The sequence below is a fragment of the Stenotrophomonas acidaminiphila genome (assembly GCA_002951995.1).
In the GTDB taxonomy this organism is placed as follows: Bacteria; Pseudomonadota; Gammaproteobacteria; order Xanthomonadales; family Xanthomonadaceae; genus Stenotrophomonas; species Stenotrophomonas acidaminiphila_A.
This window is the reverse complement of the sequence record CP019797.1, coordinates 671,100-689,827: the sequence shown is the minus strand read 5'-3', so window position 1 is coordinate 689,827 and position 18,728 is coordinate 671,100. Positions and strand designations below refer to the sequence as shown.

At 69.8% G+C, this 18,728-nt stretch carries 12 protein-coding genes and 1 pseudogene; 6 read left to right on the top strand and 7 right to left on the bottom strand.

The features are described from left to right. The first annotated feature begins 21 nt into the window (after positions 1–21). The 4 genes and pseudogenes from B1L07_02955 (at position 22) to B1L07_02940 (ending at position 9,109) form a co-directional block, all read left to right on the top strand. Positions 22–2,322: a beta-hexosaminidase gene (locus B1L07_02955; protein ID AUZ54253.1), complete on the top strand. Its 2,301-nt coding sequence runs from the start codon at positions 22–24 to the stop codon at positions 2,320–2,322. A 376-nt stretch (positions 2,323–2,698) separates the two neighbouring features. Next, entirely contained in the window at positions 2,699–3,679 is a 981-nt protein-coding gene (locus B1L07_02950) for a glucokinase (GenBank protein ID AUZ56430.1), read from the top strand. Between the two features lie 114 nt (positions 3,680–3,793). Next, on the top strand, positions 3,794–6,595 hold the full coding sequence (locus tag B1L07_02945) for a TonB-dependent receptor (GenBank protein AUZ54252.1): 2,802 nt from the start codon (positions 3,794–3,796) through the stop codon (positions 6,593–6,595). Positions 6,596–6,761: 166 nt separating this feature from the next. After that, positions 6,762–9,109 (top strand): annotated as a pseudogene (locus B1L07_02940) (beta-hexosaminidase). A gap of 47 nt (positions 9,110–9,156) precedes the next feature. On the opposite strand, the gene B1L07_02935 reads toward B1L07_02940, so the two are convergent. Further along, a complete protein-coding gene (locus B1L07_02935; GenBank protein AUZ54251.1) occupies positions 9,157–10,389 on the bottom strand; it encodes a hypothetical protein in 1,233 nt (410 codons plus the stop codon). A gap of 99 nt (positions 10,390–10,488) precedes the next feature. Here B1L07_02935 and B1L07_02930 point away from each other — a divergent pair, with 99 nt between their 5' ends. Next, complete coding sequence (locus B1L07_02930; GenBank protein AUZ54250.1) at positions 10,489–12,786, top strand: beta-hexosaminidase; 2,298 nt, start codon at positions 10,489–10,491, stop codon at positions 12,784–12,786. Between the two features lie 66 nt (positions 12,787–12,852). On the opposite strand, the gene B1L07_02925 is transcribed toward B1L07_02930, so the two are convergent. From B1L07_02925 to B1L07_02915, 3 genes are all read right to left on the bottom strand, one after another. After that, the gene (locus B1L07_02925) at positions 12,853–13,218 is read right to left on the bottom strand and encodes a cupin (protein AUZ56429.1); all 366 of its coding nucleotides are present in this window, start codon (positions 13,216–13,218) and stop codon (positions 12,853–12,855) included. A gap of 331 nt (positions 13,219–13,549) precedes the next feature. Continuing rightward, positions 13,550–13,972 (bottom strand): hypothetical protein, encoded by a 423-nt coding sequence (locus B1L07_02920; GenBank protein AUZ56428.1) that lies wholly within the window; start codon positions 13,970–13,972, stop codon positions 13,550–13,552. After that, positions 13,960–15,144, bottom strand: coding sequence for a hypothetical protein (locus B1L07_02915; GenBank protein AUZ54249.1), 1,185 nt, complete (start codon positions 15,142–15,144; stop codon positions 13,960–13,962). Before B1L07_02915 ends, B1L07_02920 begins: the two co-directional genes overlap by 13 nt. 54 nt (positions 15,145–15,198) lie before the next feature. Between B1L07_02915 and B1L07_02910 the strand changes: the two genes are divergently transcribed. After that, complete coding sequence (locus B1L07_02910) at positions 15,199–15,936, top strand: pteridine reductase (protein ID AUZ54248.1); 738 nt, start codon at positions 15,199–15,201, stop codon at positions 15,934–15,936. A 159-nt stretch (positions 15,937–16,095) separates the two neighbouring features. On the opposite strand, the gene B1L07_02905 is transcribed toward B1L07_02910, so the two are convergent. The 3 genes from B1L07_02905 to B1L07_02895 form a co-directional block, all read right to left on the bottom strand. Continuing rightward, positions 16,096–16,584: a 2-amino-4-hydroxy-6-hydroxymethyldihydropteridine diphosphokinase gene (locus tag B1L07_02905; protein ID AUZ54247.1), complete on the bottom strand. Its 489-nt coding sequence runs from the start codon at positions 16,582–16,584 to the stop codon at positions 16,096–16,098. 176 nt (positions 16,585–16,760) lie between these two features. Next, positions 16,761–18,281 (bottom strand): hybrid sensor histidine kinase/response regulator, encoded by a 1,521-nt coding sequence (locus B1L07_02900; protein ID AUZ54246.1) that lies wholly within the window; start codon positions 18,279–18,281, stop codon positions 16,761–16,763. Positions 18,282–18,287: 6 nt separating this feature from the next. After that, entirely contained in the window at positions 18,288–18,728 is a 441-nt protein-coding gene (locus B1L07_02895; GenBank protein ID AUZ54245.1) for a response regulator, read from the bottom strand.

The window sequence follows — 18,728 nt, the reverse complement described above, 5'->3', positions numbered from 1 at the left end:
AAACACAGGAGCTCCGCCCCGATGACGAAGTCCCTCCGTGCGCGTCGTCGCGCAACCCTGCTCGGCAGTTGCCTGCTGCTCGGCCTCACCGCCGTGCAGGTCCACGCCGCCGGCGCACCGTCGCTGATCCCGCTGCCCGCCAGTTACCAGGCCGACGGGGGCAAGGACTTCGTACTGAAGGATGCCGCCCGGGTCGGCGGCAATGACGAAGCCTCGCGCCGCGTCGCCGCCCAGTTCGTCGAGCTGCTCAGGCAGAACGGCGGGCCCACGCTGGCGGTGGCCGAGAACGCCAGCAAGGCGCAGATCCGCTTCCGCCTGGACCCGTCGGCGACCAAGCCGGCCGAGGCCTACACGCTGAAGGTCTCCAATACCGGCATCGATGTCAGTGCCAGCGATGACCGCGGCCTGTTCTACGGCGCCGTCACCGCCGCGCAGCTGCTGACCGACCAGACCCCCGGCGAGGTCGCCGCCGCCACCATCACCGATGCGCCGCGCTTCGTCTGGCGCGGGCTGATGCTGGATTCGGCCCGCCATTTCCAGAGCATGGACGAGATCAGGAAACTGCTCGATGCCATGGCCCAGCACAAGCTCAACACCTTCCACTGGCACCTCACCGACGACCAGGGCTGGCGCATGGAGATCAAGCGCTACCCGAAGCTCACCGAGGTGGGCAGCTGCCGGGTGTCGCTGGGCGACGCCGGCCGCGACCCGGCCACCGGCGAGCCACGCCGCTACTGCGGTTACTACACGCAGGCGCAGATCCGCGAGATCGTGGCGTACGCCGCCGAGCGCCACATCCAGGTGATCCCGGAGATCGACGTCCCCGGCCACGCCACCGCGGCCATCGCCGCCTACCCCGAGCTGGGCGTGACCGGCCGGAAGCTGGCCATCGACAACCAGTGGGGGGTGTTCCCCAACCTGTTCAACACCGAAGAGAGCACCCTGCAGTTCCTGGAAAACGTGCTGCTGGAAGTGATCGACATGTTCCCGGCCAGGTACGTGCACGTCGGTGGCGACGAGGCGGTCAAGGACCAGTGGATCGCTTCCCCCCGCGTGCAGGAGCACATGCGCCGGCTCGGCCTGAAGGACGAGATGGAAATGCAGAGCCACATGATCAAGCGCCTGGAGAAGTTCCTGGAGCAGCACGACCGCCGCCTGATCGGCTGGGACGAAATCCTCGAGGGCGGCCTGCCGCCCGAAGCCACGGTGATGTCCTGGCGCGGCACCGAAGGCGGCCTGAAGGCGGCCAGCGAAGGCCACGACGTGATCATGTCGCCGGTCACCCACATGTACATGGACTACCTGCAGACGTCCTCGCCGGACGAGCCGCCGGGCCGGCCGACGACCATCGAGCTGCGCAAGGCCTACGGGTTCGAGCCGGTGCCCGCGGAACTGGCCGCCGACAAGCGCCAGCACATCCTCGGCCTGCAGGCCAACATGTTCACCGAGCACACGCGCAACGACCGCAATCTGGAGCACAACCTGTTCCCGCGCCTGGCCGCGGTGGCCGAAACCGGCTGGAGTCCGGCGGACAAGCGCGATTTCGATGGGTTCCTGCAGCGCCTGCCGCGCCATCTGCAGCGCTACCGCGCGATGGGCATCCACTACGCGCAGACGCCGTTCCAGGTGGACATGCACGACCAGGGCGACCGCAGCGCCGGCACCGCCACGGTCACGCTCGACAATCCGCTCGGCTACGCGGTGCATTACACGCTGGACGGCAGCGCGGTGAGCGCCGCGTCGCCGCGCTACGTACAGCCGCTGCAGGTCAGGCTGCCGGCCGAGGTGCGCGCCGCGGCGTTCTTCGACGGCAAGCCGCTTGCCGCGGCCAGCCGCTTCGCAGTCACCGCCGATTCGCTGCTTACCCGCGACGACACCCGGCTCGGCCTCTGCCCCGGCGACGGCAAGCTGCTGTTGCGCCTGGAGGACGACGGCCCCGCCGACGGCGAGCGCGCGGTGTTCAACGTCAACATCTTCAGCCCGTGCTGGCTGTGGCAGGACGCGGACCTGGCGGGGGTGAGCGCGGTGAAGGTCCGCGCCGGGCGCATCCCGTACAACTTCCAGCTCGCCCACGACGAACCCAGCCGCCGCTTCGCGCCCGCCCGCACCGCGCATGGCGAGCTGGAGATCCTGGCCGACTGCAAGGGCACGCCGCTGGTGTCGGTGCCGCTGCCGGCGGCGCCGGGCGCCGACGGGTTCGTGGAGCTGCGCGCGCCACTGCACGCGGTGCCGCCGCGCGCCGACCTGTGCATCCGTTTCACCGGCGACACCCGACCGGCGCTGTGGACGCTGGACTGGATACAACTGGAAACCACGCACTGAGCACGCCCCAGGGGCCACCGGAAACGGTGGCCCTTTTCTTCATGGGGACGGACCACGCAGGCCGCTGCGGTGCCGGCCCCCGGCGCGGACAACGATCCAGGCCCGGGCGATGCGAAAAAATTTCACGAATACAACAGACTGGTCCTACGCACCCTCCAAATTTGAAGCATCGTTTCGAATGAAATAATTTTTGCCATTGCAATCATTGGGTTATTTGAAATTCTGGCGGCATTGTTGATCTGAAAATTTTTTGCAGAACAGCTTGACATCGTTGTCAGGCAACGCCGAAACTCCGGATGCCGCAGCTCCCCATGGAACTGCAGACACTCCGGGGAACCGCGTGGTCGCCAGCTTCAGTCCAACCCAGCACCAGCCCATCGCCGCGCCGGCCGTGCCGCTGATCGCCGCCGATGTCGGCGGCACCCATGTGCGGGTGGGGCTGGTCCGTGCCACGCCGGGCCAGGCCGTCGACGTGATCGCCTACCGCCGCTACCGCTGCGCCGACCACGCCGGGCTGGGCCAGATCCTGGCCGACTTCCACGCCCACGCCCCCGGCGCGCGCGAATGCGTCATCGCCAGCGCCGGCTACGCGCTGGCCGACGGCAGCGTGATCTCGGCCAACCTGCCGTGGCCGCTGTCGGCCAGCCGCATCCGCGACGACCTCGGCTTCGAGGCCGTGCACCTGGTCAACGATTTCGAGGCCGTCGCCCACGCCGCCGCCCATATCGACGGCAGCCAGGTGCTGCAGCTCACCGGCCCGGCGCAGGCGCCGCGCGGCCCCACCCTCGTCGTCGGCCCCGGCACCGGCCTGGGCGCCGCGCTCTGGATCCCCGTCGGCGAGCGCTCGGTCGTGCTCGCCACCGAAGCCGGGCAGGCCGCGCTGGCCGCCGGCACCGAACTGGAAATGGCCGTGCTGCAGCACATGCTGCGCAACCGCAGCCATGTCTCCATCGAGCACGGCGCGCTGTCCGGGCCCGGCCTGCTCAACCTCTACAACGCCCTGTGCGCGGTGCGCGGCACCGCGCCCGTGCACGCCACCCCCGACGCGGTCAGCGCCGCCGCCTGCGAGGGCAGCGACCCGCTCGCGGTCCAGACCCTGGAGCTGTTCTGCGGAATCCTCGGCTCCACCATCGGCGACATGGCCCTGCTCTACGGCGTGCAGGGCGGCATCTACCTGGCCGGCGGCATCCTGCCCAAGCTCGGCCCGTTCCTCATCGGCAGCACCTTCGTCGAGCGGTTCCTCAACAAGGGGCCCATGGCCAAGGCGCTGCAGCGCATCCCCGTGAAACTGGTCGAGCACGGGCAACTGGGCGTCATCGGCGCAGCCAGTTGGTACCTGCAGCACCGCAGCACCTGAGCACGCTCCCACCCACGCAGCCACGACACCGCCGCACGGGCACGCGCCCGCGCACCGGCACCCCCAGCAACCGCGGTTCAACCCACAATCACGCCAATGATGAGGAGAGACATCATGAGGTACCGCAAGTCCGTACTGTCCGCCGCCATCGTCACCTGCCTGAGCTTTTCCGCGCACGCGCAGGAGGCCGGCAAGAAGGAGGCCACCGACCTCGACCGCGTCGTCGTCACCGGCATCCGCGCCAGCCTGCAGCAGTCGCTGGAGACCAAGCGCAATGCCGACGCCATCGTCGACGTCATCACCGCCGAGGACGTGGGCAAGTTCCCGGCCACCAACGTGGCCGAGGCGATGACCATCATCCCCGGCGTGACCATCGACCGCGCCTACGGCCAGGGCGAGAAGGTCTCGATCCTCGGCACCGATCCGGCGTTGAACCGCACCCTGCTCAACGGCCAGTCCATCGCCTCCGGCGACTGGAACATGTCCGACTTCCCGACCCGCACCTTCAACTACTCGCTGCTGGCGCCCGAGCTGGTCGGCAAGGTGGAAGTGTTCAAGTCGCCGGAAGCGCGCATCGATGAAGGCTCGATCGGCGGCACCGTGATCGTCTCCACCCGCAAGCCGCTGGACATGCCGGAGAAGGTCAGCCTGTCCGGCCGCGTCAGCTATGGCCGCAACGACCGCGTCGAGAAGACCGATCCCAACGCCTCGGCCGCGTTCGCGTGGAAGAACGACGCCGGCAGCTTCGGCGTGATCGTCTCGGCCCAGGCCTCCAACGAGAGCATCCGCCGCGACGGCATCGAGTCCTACGGCATCGTGCGGGCCAAGGACTACATCGCCGGCGTCGGCGGTGCCCCGGGCTCGGTGACCAACCTGCCGCCGGACTGGTCCAAGCCGCCGGTCAACGGCGTGCAGCCGACGCTGCCGGCCACCTGTACCGGCACCTGCGCCGAAACCCTGTACGCCAACCCGAACGCGGTCGGCCCCAACTCCACCAGCGCGCACTTCTTCGAGCAGCAGCGCGAGCGCAAGACCTACTCGCTGGCGCTGCAGTTCAAGCCGGTGGAACAGATGAACATCGAGTTGAACGCGCTGAAGATCGACGCCAACTTCGACCACATGGCGCAGTCGATGTTCACCCACCAGGGCAACACCTGGAACAGCCTGAAGACGCTGAGCGACATCACCGTCAAGGACGGGCTGATCACCAGTGCCAGCCACAAGAACGGGCTGGTGGTGTTCGACCTGCAGAACCGCCGCGCCAACGTCGAGTCGTCGACCTACGACGTCAAGCTCGACTGGAACGACGAGCGCTGGTTCGCGTCCACCCATATCGGCCGCACCAAGGCCGACGGCGGCCCGAAGCAGGTGTTCGGCGAGTTTCTGGCGCGCACCGACTACACCTGGTCCATCGCCGACGCCCCGGGCAATCCCGGCAGCGTCACCTTCACCGGCAGCAATCCGTTCCTGAACCCGGACCAGTTCCAGATGGACGGCGGCTGGGGCGGTGACCCGTCCAAGCCCGGCTGGAATACCGGCTGGGGCGGCAACCTGGTCGAGAAGCCGACCGTCGACAAGGAAACCTACGGCCAGGTCGACTTCGGCATCAAGCTCGACTCGCCGGTCTACCTGGTCCGCTTCGGCTACAAGCAGCGCAAGCACGAGACCAGCCAGGTCCAGCAGGGCATCGGCCTGGCCGCGGTAGCCACCTATGGCGACGCCAAGGCCTCGCAGTTCGATCCGCGCGAGCTGCCCGGCAACTACCTCAACGGGTTCAGCGGCTACGGTGACCTGGGCAAGCGCTTCACCATCGATGGCTGGAAGCTGGCCGAGTACATCAGCAGCGGCAAGTGGCTGGCACCGTGGCAGACCATGCCGGTCGTCTCGCCGTTCAGCGCCGAGGAGTTCGCGCGCAACAACTGGTCGATCAACGAGGACATCGGCGCGGCGTACGTGCAGGCCGATTTCAGCTTCGACAAGCTGCGCGGCAACGTCGGCGTGCGCTACGTGCGCACCGACCTGGAGTCGGGCAGCTACGAATGCAACACCGGCCTGGCCGGCTGTACCAAGCCGGAATGGTCGGCCGAGAAGCTGGCGGCGTCGTACGACCCGGTGGTGAAGAAGAACAAGTACAACAACGTGCTGCCGAACCTGAACCTGGTGTACGACGCCACCGAGTCGCTGGTGCTGCGTGCGTCCGTGGCCAAGACCATCGCCCGCCCGAACTACACGGACATCTCCTCCTACCTGTGGCTGTCCGACACCGCGCTGACCGGCGGCGGCGGCAACCCGAACCTCAAGCCGTACCAGTCCACCAACGTGGATTTCTCGGCCGAGTGGTACTTCTCGGAGAACGCCATCGTCGCCGGCTCGATCTTCTACCGCGACGTGGCCGACTACATCCTCACCGAGTCCACCCCGGAGACGCACTGGAACCAGAACCAGAACAAGAACGACACCTACCTGGTGGACCGTCCGCGCAATGCCGGCGACGCGAAGATCAAGGGTTATTCGCTGGCCTGGCAGCAGAACTTCGGCCTTGGCTTCGGCATCGTCGCCAACTACACCTACTCCGACGGCGAAGCCACCGGCGGCCGCCCGCTGCCGTTCAACTCGAAGAACCAGTTCAACATCAGCCCGTTCTTCGAGAACGACACCTGGACCGCGCGCGTCACCTACGGCTGGCGTGACAAGTACTTCACCAACGTCAGCGCCGGCCGCCAGCTGTGGACCATGGACTATGCCTCGCTGGATGCGTCCATCGCCTTCCGGATCAACGAAAACCTGTCCGTCGGCCTGGAAGGCATGAACCTGCTGGACGAGCAGTACCACTCCTACTCGGGCGTGGAACAGCTCACCCGCGGTGCCTACCTGAGCGGCCGCCGTTACATGGCCTCGCTGCGCTTCGCCTTCTAAGGGCGGAGCTGCAGGAATACCGATTGCGTTCTTTCTCCTCCAACGGGCCTGGAGCTTTTCCAGGCCCGCTTTTTTTACAGTGGCGGCCGGCGGCCCGCGTCGCAGGCCCCACCGCCCGGACACCGGCGCGGGCCGCCACGCCGCCATCCAGTTCCAGGGAGTCACGATGATCCGAAACCGAACCGCCGCCACACTGATGGCGGCCGCCCTGCTCGCCGCGGCCGCCATTGCCACCGGCTGCACGCCCAGCGCCTCCCCGCGCCCGCACTGGCCGTGGCCGCCGCCGACGTGCAGGGCGCGCCGGTGATTCCATTGCCGGCCGTGGTGCAGCCGGCCGAGGGCCGCTTCGTCGTCGATGCGACCACCGCGGTCCGCGCACCGGGCGATGCCGCCGGTCGCGTCGCCACGCAATTCACCGAACTGCTGGCCAGGACCACGCCGCTGCGGCTGGCCGACGGCCAGGATCAGGGCCCGGGCATCGAGTTCCGCATCGTGCCCGCAGCCGCCGGCACCTCGCCGGAGGCCTACACGCTGCACATCGGCGACGACGGCATCAGCGTCCAGGCCGGTGACGAACACGGGCTGTTCAATGGCGCGATGACGCTGTGGCAACTGCTCGCCGGGCCGCAGTCCAGTGCGGTGGCGCTGCCGGCGATGCGGATCGAGGACACCCCGCGTTTCGCCTGGCGTGGGCTGATGCTCGATTCGGCGCGGCATTTCTGGAGCGTGGAGCAGATCAAGGCGGTGCTCGACGCGATGGCCACGCACAAGCTCAACACCTTCCACTGGCACCTCACCGACGACCAGGGCTGGCGCATCGAGATCAAGCGCTACCCGCGCCTCACCGAAGTCGGCGGCTGCCGCGTGCCGCCGGGCGAGGCCGGGCGCAGGGCCGACGGCTCCCCCAACCGCTACTGCGGCCACTACACGCAGGCGCAGATCCGCGACGTGGTGGCCTATGCCGCCGCCCGCCACATCACCATCGTTCCGGAAATCGACGTACCCGGCCACGCCCAGGCGGCGGTGGCGGCCTATCCCGAGCATGGCGTGGTCGATGGCCCCACCGAACCGTCGCACAACTGGGGCGTGAATCCCTACCTGTTCAATCCGCGCGAGGAAACGCTGCAGTTCCTGGAAGGCATCCTGGCCGAGGTGATCGACCTGTTCCCGGGCCCGTACGTGCATATCGGCGGCGACGAGGCGGTGAAGTACCAGTGGCAGGCATCGCCCGCGGTGCAGGCGCACATGCGCCGGCTCGGGCTGAAGGACGAGGAAGCGCTGCAGTCGCACATGCTCAAGCGGCTGGAAGCGTTCCTGGAGGCGCGCGACCGCAAGCTGATCGGCTGGGACGAGATCATCGAGGGCGGGCTGCCGCCGCAGGCCACGGTGATGTCCTGGCGTGGCATCGAAGGCGGCATCGAGGCCGCCACCCATGGCCACGACGTGGTGATGTCGCCCGGCAACACCCTGTACCTGGACTTCCTGCAGACCAACCTGCCGGACGAGCCGCCGGGCCGGCCGAAGTTCACCTCGATGCAGAAGATCTACGCGTTCGACCCGGTGCCGGCGCAGTTGCCGGCGGCGCAGCGCCGGCACGTGATCGGTGTGCAGGCCAACATGTGGACCGAACACACCCGCACCTGGGAGCGGCTGCAGCACAACCTGTTCCCGCGCATGGCGGCGCTGGCGGAAATCGCGTGGACGCCGCTGGAGCGCAAGGACTACGACGGCTTCCTCGCACGCCTGCCGGTACAGCTGCACCGCTACCGCGCGCTTGGCATCGCCTACGGGCAGACCGCACTGTCGGTGGCGATGCAGCGCCAGGACGACCGCGCCGGCAACCGGGCGCGGGTCGAGCTGTCCAATCCGCTGGGTTATGGCGACATCCGCTACACCACCGATGGCAGCGTGCCGACCTCGCGGTCGCCTGCCTACACCGCGCCGCTGGACGTTCCGGTGCCCACCGAGCTGCAGGCCGCGGCGTTCTTCGACGGCAAGCCGCTGGCCGACCGCGCGAGCCAATGGACGCTGGACGCCGCCGCGCTGCTGACCCGCACCGACAAGACCCTGGCGCAGTGCCCGCAGGGCGGCCGCCTGCTGCTGCGGCTGGAGGATGACACCCCCGCCGAAGGCCCGCGCGCGAGCTTCGACGTGACCATCTTCAATCCGTGCTGGTTGTGGGAGGACGCGCAACTGCAGGACGTGGCGTCCATCCAGGTGCGCGCCGGCCGCATCCCCTACAACTTCGGCCTGCTGCGCGAGGAAGAAGCCAAGCGCGGCTTCCGCAAGGCGGTGGCGGCACATGGCGAGTTCGAGGTGCGCGATGGCTGCGAGGGCCCGGTGCTGGCGTCCCAGCCGTTGCCGCAGGCCGCGGACGCCGATGGCTTCATCACCCTGGAGGCGCCGCTGCGCGTCCCGGCCAGCGGTCGCGCCGACCTGTGCATGACCTTCAGCGGCGACACCCGGCCGCAGATGTGGGTGTTGCAGCAGGCGACCCTGCGCACGCGCGACTGAGCCCGCATGGCCGCCGGTGGACAGCCGGCGGCCGCGCGCGGGTCGGCTCACGGGTACAGCAGATAGCGCGTGCGCAGCGCCTCGAAACGCTGCAGCGCCGGCTGCCAGCGCGCCTGCATCGCATCGAGCGTGTCGCCGCGCCCGATCGCCTCGCGCAGCCAGGCATTGCCGGCCAGCTTGTCGAAGAAGCCGGGCGTCGCGCCCGGCGCATCGGACTGGAAGCGGAACGCGTCCGGATACAGGTCGTGCAGGGTCTTGACCACCGCCAGCCCGGTGCGGAACGGCAGGAAGGCGTCGCGGTCGGTGACGTGGATCTGCACCCCGCCGCAGGCCTTGCCGGCGTGCTTGGAGAAGCTCGGGGTGAACGCGGTCGGGCGGAAACGCACGCCCGGCAGGTCGAGCGCGTTGAGCGCATCGGCCAGTTGCCGCGCATCGACGAACGGCGCGCCGAGGGTCTCGAACGGGCGCGTGGTGCCGCGGCCCTCGGACACGTTGGTGCCCTCCAGCAGCGCCGTGCCCAGGTAGACCAGCGCGGTGTCGCGCGTGGGCATGTTCGGCGACGGCGGCACCCACGGCATCGCCCCGCCCGGCTCGGCATCGCCGCGCCGCCAGCCGCGCATCGGCACCACGGTCAGATCGGCGCCGATGCCGAACGCGGTGTTGAACAGCCGCGCCAGCTCGCCGATGGTCATGCCGTGACGCACCGGGATCGGGAACATGCCGACGAACGAGGCCTGCGCCGGCTCCAGCACCGGGCCTTCCACCTGCAGCCCGCCCACCGGATTGGGCCGGTCCAGCACCCACACCGGGATGCCATCGCGCCGCGCCGCGCGCAGCACGTTGGCCAGGGTGTACGGGTAGGTGTAGAAACGCGCGCCGACATCCTGGATATCGAACAACAGCAGGTCGATGCCGCGCAGCATCTCCGGCGTCGGTTCGCGGTGCTCGCCATAGAGGCTGTGCACCGGCAATCCGGTGGCCGCGTCGCGCGACGAATCCACGTGCCCACCGGCCTGCACGTCGCCGCGCACGCCATGTTCGGGGCCGAACAGCGCCACCAGCTCGACGTCGTCGCGCGCGGCCAGCAGGTCGATGTCGCTGCGCAGCGCGCGGTCGACGCCGGTCATGTTGGTGACCAGGCCGATGCGCTTGCCGTGCAACCCGCCGGCGCGTTCGCGCAGCAATACCTCGATGCCGGGTTCGGGCCCGTTGCCGGGCGCCGTGGCCGCCTGCACGGGCGTCGCCGCCAGCAACAGGGCGCACAGGAAAAGGTTTCTCATGTATCCATGCATGCGTGCGTCCGCAACGGTATCGGCGATGCGCAACGATAGCCGATCGTCGGATAATCCGGCCTGGCCTTGGTCCAACCGGAACCCCTGATGCGTCGATCCGCGTGGCTGTCCCTCTGCCTGCTGGCGCTGTGCCAGCCGGCCCGCGCCGGCGGCGACGCCATCGTCCCCTCGCTCATTCCACAACCGGCCTCGATGCGGGTCGATGCCGGTGCCGCGGCCTTCGCCGTGGATGCCAGCACCGTCGTGCAGGCCGAGGGCGACGCCGCGATGCGGGTTGCGGGCCAGCTCAACGGGTTCCTCGCAAAGGCCGGGCGCACGCCGCTGCCCATCGCCGCGCGCGGCCAAGGTGCACGCGGCATCCGCCTGGCTGTCGACCCGGCCAGCGGCATCCCGGCGGAAGGCTATGCGCTCAGCGTCGGCGACGACGGCATCACGATCCGCGCCAGCAGCGAGGCGGGCCTGTTCCATGGCGCGATGACCCTGTGGCAGCTGCTCACCCAGAGCGACGCGGCGCGGGTGCTGCTGCCGGCGATGCGCATCGAGGATGCGCCGCGCTTCCCGTGGCGCGGTTACATGCTGGATTCGGCCCGGCATTTCCAGACCCCGGCCCAGGTCAGGCAGCTGCTCGATACGATGGCGCTGCACAAGCTCAACGTGTTCCATTGGCACCTGACCGACGACCAGGGCTGGCGCATCGAGATCAAGCGCCATCCGCGATTGACCCAGGTCGGCGGATGCCGCATCCCCGCCGGCGACGCCGGCATCGATCCGGCCAGCGGCAAACCCGCGCCATACTGCGGCTGGTACTCGCAGGACGAGATCCGCGACATCGTCGCCCACGCCGCCGCGCTGCACATCAGCGTGGTGCCGGAGATCGACATGCCCGGCCATGCCACCGCCGCCATCGCCGCCTACCCGGCGCTGGGCACCGAGGGCCGGCAGATCCCGGTCTCGGCGCACCGCGGCATCCACGCCAACCTGTTCAACGTGGACGACGCCACATTCGACTTCCTCGACGGCGTGTTCGCCGAAGTCGCGCAGCTGTTCCCCGGCCGCTACATCCATGTCGGCGGCGACGAGGCCATCAAGACGCAATGGCGGGCATCGCCGCGCGTGCAGGCGCGCATGCGCACGCTCGGGCTGGCCGACGAGGATGCGCTGCAGAGCTGGTTCATCCACCGCCTGGAAGCGCTCGTGCACGCGCACGGCAAGCGCCTGATCGGCTGGGACGAGATCCTCGACGGCGGCCTGGCGCCCGACGCCACGGTGATGTCCTGGCGCGGCATCGAAGGCGGCCTGGCCGCGGCGCGCCAGGGCCACGACGTGGTGATGTCGCCCAACGCCGACCTGTACCTGGACTACCTGCAGACCGACTCGCCGGACGAGCCCGGCGGGCGCCCGCGGCCGAAGCTGATCCCGATGGAGCGGTTCTACCGCTTCGAGCCGGTGCCCGAGGCGCTGGACGCGGACCGGCGCCAGCACATCCTTGGCCTGCAGGCGAACATGTGGACCACCGACGACGTGCGTTTTGCCGCCGTCGAGCACAACACCTTCCCGCGCCTGCTGGCGGTGGCCGAGACCGGCTGGACGCCCAAGGCCGGCAAGGACTACGCCAGCTTCCTGCAGCGGCTGCCGGCCTGGACCCGGCGCTACGCCGCGTTGGGCGTCGGTTACGCACGCACTCCGTTCCGCGTGCTGCTGGCCGATGCGCCCGCCGGCCACGACAGGGCGACGCTGCAACTGTCCAATCCGCTCGGCTATCCGGTGCGCTACACGCTCGACGGCAGCGAGCCCACGCTGCGCTCGCCGCTGTACACCGGCCCCATCGAGGCCGCGCTGCCGGTGCAGCTGCGCGGCGCGGCCTTCGCCGGCGGCGCCGCGCTGCAGCCGGCGGACCGCTTCGAGGTGACCGCCGCCAGCCTGCGCAGCCGCGGCAACGCCCAGCTGCAGCCGTGCAGCGCCGAAGGCCCGGTGCTGCGCATGCAGGACGACACCGTGCAGGCCGACGGCCGGCGCGCCCTGTTCAACGTCGCCTTCATGCAGCCGTGCTGGCGCTGGGAGCAGGCGCCCATGACCGGCGCGCAGCGCATCGAAGTACGCGCCGGCCGCCTGCCCTACATCATCGACCAGAGCGAGGAAGAGAACGCCCGCCGCCGCTACCTGCCGGCGCGCAGCGCGCACGGCGAACTCGACATCCGCGCCGGCTCCTGCGACGGCGACCTCATCGCCACCGCTCCCCTCCCGGCACACCCCGACGCCGACGGCTTCGTCACCCTGCGCGCACCGCTGCTGCGCCGCGCCGACAGGACCGAAGCGCTGTGCATCCGCTTCAGCGGCGACTTCCGTCCGGACATGTGGGTGGTGGACAGAGTGACGCTGCGCTAGCGGCGCGCACGGGCGCGGGCGGGCCGCAGCAGGGGCCGCCCGGCTGCGCCGGCAGCTGCGCGCGGGTTACACCCAGACGTCGTTCGCTGCGGTGTAGGCGCCGCCGGCGTCGCCGGTGTTGATCACCCCGCGCGGCTCCACCAGCATGATGCTGCACTCGCTGGACGCCACCGGGCGGTGCTCCACGCCCCTGGGCACCACGTACATTTCGCCGGCGGCCAGTGCGACCGTCCTGTCCCTGAACTCGAGCACCATCTCGCCGGCCAGCACGATGAACACCTCATCGGTGTCCGCATGCGAATGCCAGACGAACTCACCCAGCACCTTGGCGAGCTTGAACTGGTAGTCGTTCATTTCCGCGATGACCCGGGGCGACCAATGCTCCGAGAACCGGGCCAGCTTTTCCTGCAGGTTGATGGCGGTGTCCGGCATGTGCATTGCGCTGTTGTCCAAAGATGAAAGGCCGCCGGCATGGGGATCTGGCGGGAGAGACCGGCGGTGGCGCGGGATGGCCACCGTGCCCTGCATCGCCGTTTTCGGTCAGCGCCTGCAACCGGGTGCCCCGGCGTGCCGACGCGGCGTGCAGGCCATCGCCCGGATGGCACGGTAGCACCCGCACCGGACCCTCTCAATGCACGGCGCGGGCGCACACGCCTCCGCGGCAAGCACGCCCGATCGCGACGTCGCCTTTGCGTCGGCCATCGCTGGCGCGAGCCTGCGGACGGCGCCGCTGCGCGGGAACAGCCTGGGCAGACGCAGGCGCCTACCGCTCCCCTGCGCCGTCGCGACGCGGCTGCAGCCGCAGCAGCAGATCGCGCAGCGGAGTGAACATCGTCGCCAGGCCCGCGGCCACACCGAGGGTATTGGCCAGCGCGTCGAACGGGTCGGCGCTGCGGGTGTCGGTCAACGCGCCCTGCGCGAATTCGATGCATGCGCCCATCGCCACCAGCGCCAGGCCGACGGCCAGCAGCGCGCGGCCGCGGCGGAACAACTGCACGGCGCTGGCCGACAGCAGGAAATAGGCGATGAAGTGTTCGGCCTTGTCGCCGTTCTCCGGCAGCGGCGGCAACGGCGGCGGCGGGACCAGGCACACCACGGTCACGCCCAGCACCGCCAGCGCCCACAGGCCGATCCAGAACGGCAGGTGGCGCAGCGGCTTGAACAACGGGCGGTTCACAGGCGCCAGGTCAGGTCGCCCATCGCGAACGCCGCCGACAGGTCCACGTCGCGACTGAAGCCCATCACCTGGAAGCGCTCGCCCATTTCGGTGGGCAGGGTCAGCCGCTTGAACTGTTCGCGCAGACGCACGCGCCCGACCTCGTCGGTGCGTTCGTCGGCGTCCTCGAGCAGGCCGGTGATGCCGTTGCCGAACAGGAAGCCGGCCTGGTGGCAGTAGCCGGCCAGGTCGAAGCCGGCGCCGGTGCCGGCCTCGGCCAGCGCGGTGAAGTCCACCGAGGCGGTGATGTCCTGCAGGCCCGGCCACAGGTACACGTCGTTGTGCACGCGGTGGCGGTAGAACGCGCGCAGGGTGCCGTCGCGGCGGTCGTCCTGGTAGAACTCGGCGCGGGTGTAGCCGTAGTCGACGAACAGCATGGCGCCGCGGCGCAGGCCGCCGGCCACCGCCTGGATCCAGTACGGCAGCTGCGGCAGCAGCTCCGAACGGTAGCCGTCGGCGAACGGGCGTTCCAGGTAGCGCTCGAGGTGGCGGACCGCCGCCGACAGCAGCATGTCCGCCGGCTGCGCGCCGCGCACGAAGCGGCCTTCGCCGTCGAGCTCGACGGTTTCCTCGTAGACCTCGCCCTGGTCGATGAGGAAGCGCGGCGTGGGCAGCGCGTCGATCACCTCGTTGGCGAACAGCACCCCGTCCCATTCATCCTCGAACGGGCGATCCAGCCATTCCACCCGCGCGAACACCGCCGGGTCGAGCGCGTCCTGCAGGCGCTGGCGCTGGCGCTGGCGCAGGTCGGCGCTGGGCTCGAGGATGGCGTAGCGCGCCGGCAGCGCGTCCAGCCCGGCCAGGTGGCGTAGCGCGGCCTCGGCGAACGCGCCGCTGCCGCCGCCCAGTTCCAGCACCCGTGCCTGCGTGCCCAGCTGGCGCAACACCGGCGCCAGCGCGTTGGCGGTGGCCGCGGCGAACAGCGTGCCCAGCTCCGGCGCGGTGACGAAATCGCCGGCGGCGCCGAACTTGCTGGCGCCGGCGCTGTAATAGCCCCAGCCCGGGGCATACAGCACCAGTTCCATGAACCGCGAGAACGGCATCGCGCCGCCCTGGGCGAGGATCTCCGCGCGCAGGTGCGCGGCCAGCTGCTCGCTGTGGGCCAACGCGTCGGATTCGGGCAGGGGCAGGTCGGAATGCATGGGACGGCGGTTTGCGGAGACAATGCACAGGATAGCCGAGCGAGGAAAACGCAGATGACGGATCCGCAACGGGTGGCTTTGGTGACGGGCAGCGCGCGCCGTATCGGCGCGGTCATCGCCCGTCACCTGCACGCCCATGGTTACCGGCTGGCGCTGCACGCGCACCAGTCGGGCGAGGAGCTGCAGGCGCTGGCCTTCGACCTGGAGAGCGAGCGTCCGGGCAGCGTGCTGGCGGTGCAGGCCGACCTGCGCGACCCACGGGCGCTGCCGGAGCTGGTCGAGGAGGTGGTGGCGCATTTCGGCCGGCTCGACGCGCTGGTCAACAATGCCTCCAACTTCTTCCCCACGCCGCTGGGCCAGGTCGAGGTCGAGCAGTGGGACGAGCTGTTCGCGGTCAACGCACGCGCGCCGTTCTTCCTGGCCCAGGCCGCCGCCGGGCACCTGCGCCGCCAACGCGGGGCCATCGTCAACCTGACCGACCTGCACGCCAGCCAGCCGCTGCGCGACCACCCCGCCTATTCGGCGGCCAAGGCCGCGCTGGAAATGACCACCCGTTCGCTGGCGCTGGAGCTGGCGCCGCACGTGCGGGTGAACGCGGTGGCGCCCGGCGCGATCCTGTGGCCGGAACAGGGCAAGAGCGAAGCCGCCAAGCAGAAGCTGCTGGAACGCACGCCGCTGGCGCGTACCGGCACCCCGCACGAGATCGCCGCGGCGGTGCGCTGGCTGCTCGACGATGCCGGTTACATCACCGGCCAGACGTTGCGGCTGGACGGTGGGCGCACGCTGACCTGAGCGATGGCGGCGGCGGTCGCGCCGATGCCGGCCAGGTTCAGCGGCAGGAACCAGATGCGGGCGACGCCTGGCCAGAACCGCCGCCGCGGCCCCGGCGGCGCACCACCTGGCTTTCCGCGGTGCCGCGGAAAGCGGGCCACCGGCCGTCGGACGGCGCGCTCAGTCCGCCAGTTCGACCGTATCGAACACGTCGCCATGCTGCGGGTGTGCCTGCCACATCTGCCGCAGGCTGAGGCCGCGGACCGGGTCGATGAAATCCGGCGCGATGTCGGCCAGTGGTTTGAGCACGAAGGCGTGCTTGAGCTCGGGCCGGGGAATGCGCAGGTGCCCGGGGCCTGCCACCACCAGGTCGCCGTAGTACACCACGTCGATGTCCAGGGTGCGGTCGCTGAAGCGCGGCCCGCTGCGGTCGCGGCCGTGCGCGTCCTCGACCGCATGCAGCCAGTCGTCCAGCTCCAGCAGCGGCATGCCGGTGTCGAGCATGACCGCGTTGTTGAGGAAATCCGGGCCGTCGAAGCCCACCGCCGGGGTGCGGTAGGCCGGGGAAACGGTGATCTGCCCGAAGCGCCCGCGCAGCACCCGCAGCGCCGCCTGCAGGTGATGGTGCGGGCGCACGTTGCTGCCCAGGCTCAGTAGGACGGTCGTCATCGAAGGGGAGGCGCGGTGTTGCGCCAAACGGTCGGAATCGGGACGCACATGATAGGGCTTCGGGCCAGGAACCACTGCAGCGGAAGCAGGAACCAGGGAGGGCGCAAGCACGGGCGGTTGCCGCGGCTGTGACCCGCTCCCGCCTTCCCCACGGGTTCCTGGCTTGTCCCGGCTTCCTACCCCGTGCCCAGTGCGTCGGCCACGACCCGGAACACGCGCCGCATCTCCAGCGGGCGCGGCAGCACGTGCACGCTGATGCCAGTGGGCGCACCGCCATCGGCAAACGCGGCATTGCCGCTTTCCTCCAGCACGATGGCCGGCCCGCGGTAGCCCATGCCGTGCATCTCGGTGAGCAGCTGCCCGGCGGACAGCAGCGGGATGCCGCTGTCGACCAGTACCGCGTCCGGCATGCCGGCCTCCTGCAGGTGGCGCATCGCCGCGGCACCGTCGGCGGCCAGCCGCAGCCGGTAGCCCTGGCTGGCCAGCGCGTTGCCCAGCAGCGACAGGCGCGTGGCCTCGTCGTCCACCACCAGTATCCGCTGGCCACGGCCGGCCGGGACCACCGGCATGGCGCTCTCCTCGCGCTCCACCACCGCGCCATGCAGTGGCAGCAGCAGGTCGAAGCGGGTGCCCTCGCCCGGGCGGCTGGACACCGCAATGGTGCCGTCCAGGCTCTCTACGATGCGCTTGCACGACACCAGCCCCAGCCCGGTACCGCTGGCCTTGGTGGTGAAGAACGGGCTGAACAGCCGCTCCACGGTCGCCGCGTCCATGCCGATGCCCTGGTCCTGCACGCGGATGCACAGGCGCTCGCCGTCGGTGGTGGCCACGCGTTCGGCCACCAGGCTCAGGCGGCCACCGTCGGGCATGGCCTGGATCGCGTTGAGCGCCAGGTTGAGCAGCACCTGCTGCAGTTCGGTGTAGTTGCCCTCCACCGCCAGGCGCTCGTCGCGCACCTCCAGGTGCAGGTCGATGTTGCCCGGCAGGCTGCTCTTGAGCAGCATGCCGACCCCCTGGAACAGGCGTTGCAGGACGATGCGCTCGCTGGGCAGCCGCGAGCCGCGCACGAACGACAGCATCGACTCGACCATCTCGTGGCCGCGCCGCCCGCACTCGGCGATGACATCGGCCAGCCGCACCACCTTGGGGTCGTCGCTGCGGTCGCGGATCAGGTCCGGCACGATCAGCAGCGGCTGCAGGATGTTGCGCAGGTCGTGGCTGAGCCCGGCCGCCAGCAGCGCCAGGCTTTCCAGCCGCTGCGCGCGCATCAGCTCGTCCTCGACCCGCAGCCGTTCCATCTCGCGCCGCGCCTCGCGGATGGCGCGCGCCACCGCCGAGGGCAGCCGTGCCGGCTGGTGCTTGATGATGTAGTCGTTGGCGCCTTCGTGCAGCGCCTGGACCGCGGTTTCCTCGCCCATCGTCCCGGAGACGAAGATGAAGGGCACCAGCGGATGCGTCTCGCGCAGGATGCGCAGCGCCTGGTAGCCGGAAAAACCCGGCATGCTCAGGTCCGACAGCACGATGTCCGGGGTCCACTGCGCCAGCAGCGTGCGCAGCTCCGGCTCGTTGTCGACCCGCTCGAAGCTGCATTCCAGCCCGGCTTCGAGCATCTGGTCGCACAACAGTTCAGCGTCCTCGGCCGAATCCTCGACCAGCAGGATGCGCAATGGACCCAACGGCGTCCCTTTGTTGGGCATGGCGGCTTACTCCAGCTCCGGGGCCTGGTTGATGACCGCCCAGAAGGTGCCGAGCGTCTTGACCGCGTTGAAGAACTGGTCGACGTCCACCGGCTTGACCACGTAGGCATTGACGCCCAGGTCCCAACTGCGCGCCAGGTCGCTTTCCTCGCGCGAGGACGACAGGATCACCACCGGCAGGCGCTTGAGCTCGTCCTCGGCGCGGATGCGCTGCAGCACTTCCAGCCCGTCCATGCGCGGCATCTTGATGTCCAGCAGCAGGACCGCCGGCAGGCCCTCCTCGCGGTTGGCATACGCCCCGCGGCGCATCAGGAAATCCAGCGTCTCCACGCCGTCCTCCACGTGCACGATGGGATTGGCCAGGCGCGCGTCGCGCAGCGCGTCGATCGCCATTTCGGCGTCGGCGGGGCTGTCTTCGGCAATGAGGATGGTACGCAGGGGACTCAT